The 3978-nt window shown below is 74.0% G+C and carries 4 protein-coding genes; 2 read left to right on the top strand and 2 right to left on the bottom strand.

Annotated elements, in window-relative coordinates; translation table 11 throughout:
• Positions 1-826, top strand: an 826-nt coding sequence (locus RIM90_RS05245) for a cytosine permease (protein ID WP_309059360.1), incomplete at its 5' end; no start/stop codon positions are given.
• Between the two features lie 34 nt (positions 827-860).
• Positions 861-1706, top strand: coding sequence for a fused MFS/spermidine synthase (locus tag RIM90_RS05240; RefSeq protein WP_309059359.1), 846 nt, complete (start codon positions 861-863; stop codon positions 1704-1706).
• On the opposite strand, the gene RIM90_RS05235 is transcribed toward RIM90_RS05240, so the two are convergent.
• Together RIM90_RS05235 and RIM90_RS05230 are read right to left on the bottom strand one after the other, a co-directional pair.
• On the bottom strand, positions 1668-2966 hold the full coding sequence (locus RIM90_RS05235) for an MFS transporter (RefSeq protein ID WP_309059358.1): 1299 nt from the start codon (positions 2964-2966) through the stop codon (positions 1668-1670). The genes RIM90_RS05240 and RIM90_RS05235 overlap by 39 nt on opposite strands.
• 60 nt (positions 2967-3026) lie before the next feature.
• A partial coding sequence (locus RIM90_RS05230; protein ID WP_309059357.1) for a hypothetical protein occupies positions 3027-3978 on the bottom strand: 952 nt, incomplete at its 5' end.

The raw sequence follows: 3978 nt of genomic DNA, 5'->3' as shown, positions 1-3978 counted from the left end.
CGACTTCGCGTACGTCCCGGCCGAGCCGCTGACCGGCACCGAGTTGTGGGGGGTGCTCATCGCGGGGGTCACCCTCGTCGGCTCGGGACCGCTGTCCTACACCACCAGCGCCGACTTCTCCCGCTACCTGCCCCGCACCACCCCGGCGAAGGCGATCGTGGGCTGGACCGCCCTGGGCGGTTTCCTGCCCAGTGTGGCGGTCTGCGCCCTCGGCGCCTTCGCCGCGACCGCGGTCGACATGACCGATCCGCAGGCCGGCCTGGAGGCGATCCTGCCCGGCTGGTTCTTCCCCGTCTTCCTGCTCGCCCTGGTCCTCGGCACCATCGCCATCAACGCCCTGACCGCCTACAGCGCCGGGCTCGCCCTCCAGGCCGTCGGTTTCCGTATCCCCCGCTCCCGCAGCGTGCTCCTCGACGGCGTGGCCGCCGTCTCGCTCACCCTGTACGGGCTGCTCGTCTCCGACTTCCTCGACACCGTCAGCAACGTGCTCCAGCTCACCGTCGTGCTGCTCGGCCCCGCCATGGCCGTCTACGCCACGGACATCGTGCTGCGCCGCAACCGCTACGACGGCGCGGCCCTCATGGACGAGAGCCCCCGAAGCCGTTTCTGGTACGCCGCCGGTTTCCATCCGGCCGGGGCCGTGGCGCTCGGGGGCGGTGTCGCCGCCTCCGCCCTGTGCGTCAACACCCTCTACACCGGACCGGTCGCCGGGGTCCTCGCCGGGGTGGACCTGTCCCTGCCCGTCGGGACGGTCGTCGCGTCCGTCCTCTACGCGCTCCTCGTGCGCAACGCCGGGGACCCGCGCACCGCCCCGGGCCCGGCGTGAACCCGTCGGCGCGCGTCCCGGCAGAATGGGGCCCGTGCCCGAGCCCCTCCCCGTGACCCGCGCCGTCGACCACGGCACCGCCAAGCTGATGCCCGACGTCGACCGGGAGCGGGCCTGGCTGCTGACGGTCGACGGGGCGCCGCAGTCGTACGTCGACCTGGACGAGCCGACCCATCTGGAGTTCGAGTACGCCCGGCGGCTCGGGCACGTCCTGGACACCCTGGCCGAGCCGGGACGCCCGCTGGACGTGCTGCACCTGGGCGGCGGCGCGCTCACCCTGCCCCGCTACCTGGCCGCCACCCGGCCCGGCTCCCGGCAGGACGTCGTCGACGCCGACCGGGCCCTGCTGGAGCTGGTCGCCGAGCACCTGCCGCTGCCCGAGGGCGCGCGCGTCGCGCTGCACGCGGCGGACGCCCGCGCCTGGCTGGAGGCGGCCCCGGGCGACTCGGCGGACGTCCTGGTCGCCGACGTCTTCGGCGGCTCACGGGTCCCGGCGCACCTCACCTCCGTCGCCTACGTCCGTGAGGCGGCGCGCGTCCTGCGCGGCGGCGGGGTCTACCTCGCCAACCTCCCGGACGCGGCCCCGTTCGCCTTCCTGCGCTCCCAGCTCGCCACCCTCGGCACGCAGTTCGAGGAACTGGTGCTCATCGCCGAGCCGGGAGTGCTGCGCGGGCGCCGGTTCGGCAACGCCGTGCTGGCCGCCGCGCACCGCCCCCTCGACACCGCCGCCCTGGCCCGGCTCACCGCGGCGGACGCCTTCCCCGCCCGGGTGGAACACGGCGCGGCCCTGCGGGACTTCGTCCGCGGCGCGCGGCCGGTGCGGGACGAGGACGCCGTACCCTCACCCGAGCCCCCCGACGGGGCGTTCGGCATCGGCTGACCCGCTGTCCTTGTCCGGCGTCGCCCCGGTGACGGGCCGGGACCGGCGGCGCAGGTCGCGCACGTCCGGCACGCACAGCACCGCCGCCGTGACCACCACGACCAGCACGGCACAGCCCCACAGCGCCTCCGGGCGCCCGAACGCCGTCTCGGCCGGACCCGCCAGCGCCATCGCCGCCGGCACGAGCGCGACCGAGCCGAACCAGTCGTACGCCGAGACCCGGGACAGCTTGTCCTCCGGTATCTCCTGGTGCAGGGCGGTCATCCAGGAGACGCCGAACACCTCCAGGGACACGCCGGTCACGAACATCACCGCGCACAGCACGCCGACCGGTACCGGCACGGCGAGCGCGGCGGACGGCAGGGCCAGCGGGAACACGCACAGCGTGCCGACGAACAGCAGGCGGCGCGGTTGCCAGCGGGTCATCAGCAGCGCGCCCACCACCGTGCCCGCGCCGAAGAAGGCCAGGGCCAGGCCCCACGGCGCGGCGCCGCCCAGGTGGTCGCGGGCGACCAGCGGCCCGTAGACCGCGTCGGCGGCGCCGACGACCGCGTTGGCGATGGAGAACTGGACGACGATGCCCCACAGCCAGGGCCGGCCGCTGAACTCCCGCCAGCCCTCCTTCAGATCGGCGAGCATGCCGCCGCCCGGGGCGCGCGGAGGTATGTGCTTCACGTCGAGCAGGGCCCGCAGGGCCGCGGCGAGGGCGAAGGCCGCCGCGTCCACCGCGAGCACCCAGCCCGGCCCGATCGCGGCGACCATGGCCCCGCCGAGCGCCGCCCCGCCCAGGGTCGCCCCGTGCATCGCCATCCGGAACACCGCGAACGCCCGGCCGGCCTGCTCGCCGTCGACCGAGGACAGCAGCATGCCCTCGGCGGCCGGGTTGAAGAACGCCTGGCCGGTGCCGCCCAGCGCGCTGAGCAGCATCATCTGCCACAACCGCGCCTCGCCGGCCAGCACCAGCGCCGCGAACACGGCCTGCGAGACACAGTTCAGCGCGTTGGCCGCGACCATCACCCGATGGCGCGGGAGGCGGTCCGCGACGGCACCGCCGATCAGCAGGAACAGCACCAGGGGCAGGGTGCGGGCGGCGGCCACCAGTCCTACGTCACCGCCGTCGCCGCCCGTGCCCAGCACGGCGAAGGCGGCGGCGATCAGCGCGCCGTGGCTGCCGAGGTTGGTCACCACGGCGGCGGCGGTCAGCAGGGTGTAGTTGCGGCCCGCCCAGGCGGGCCGGCGGAAGGAGGCGGTGGTCGGCACCCCGTGACTATCGCCGGGGCGGGGCCGACTTGCCAAACGCGCTTCCCCGCCCCCGGCCCGTCACGACTCCGTCGGCGGTTCCTCGGTGAGGCGCACCGTGCTGAGGATCTTCTCCACGGTCGCGTCGGGGATCTCGTCCTTGACGCCCTTGGCGCCGTACAGGTTCCAGGTGACGAAGTCCCCGGCGCCGTTCTTGAACGCGAAGGTGATCGCCTTGCCGTCGCTGTCGCACTTGCCGTTCTGCGGCGTGTTCTCCGAGTGGGCCTTGGCGACGCTGCCCTTGATGCCCGACGTGGTGGTGTACGGCTTCGGCTTCTCGTACTTCACGCTCTTCTTGTCGGGCTGCGTGTACCCGCCGTAGATCCACCACGGCACCCTGGTCTCGGCCGCCATGTCCGTGTTCTTGGCGCCGTTCTCACCGCGGGTTCCGGCGGTGACGAGGGCGGTGTCCTCCTCGCGGCCGTCCTTGTTGTCGTCGCTGGTGCACCACTTGGACTTCAGATAGGCCGGGGCGGTGACGGTGGTGCGGTCCAGCTCACCGTTCTTCTCCTCCCACTCGAAGCCCACGCTGGTGCCGGGGTTCTCGATCTCCCAGTCGGCGGGGACGTCGAACATGGTGCCGAAGCGCGTGTTGACGACGACCTTCCAGCCCGGGATCGTCGCCTTCACGTCCTCGCCGCCCCGGGGATTGTCCTCGGAACCGGACGCGCTCGGCTCGGCGGAGGCGCTCGCCGACGAGCTCTTGGACGGCTCGGTGTCCTTGCCGCCGGCCTCGTCCTCCTTGTCGCCGCCGAGCACCAGGAACCCGGTGACACCGGCGGCCACGACGACGGCCGCCGCCGCCACGATCGCCACCAGCTTCGTCCGGTTCCCGCCGCCCCCGCCCTGCGGCGGCTGGGGCATGCCCACCGTGGACGGCGCCCCCCACTGCGGCTGCTGTGCGTACGGGTTCGGCTGCTGGTAGCCGGGCTGCTGGTACGGATTCGGCTGCTGGTACCCCGGCTGCTGGTAC

It is taken from the genome of Streptomyces sp., assembly GCF_031181555.1.
GTDB lineage: Bacteria > Actinomycetota > Actinomycetes > Streptomycetales > Streptomycetaceae > Streptomyces > Streptomyces fimbriatus.
This window is presented reverse-complemented; position numbering and strand designations above follow the sequence as displayed.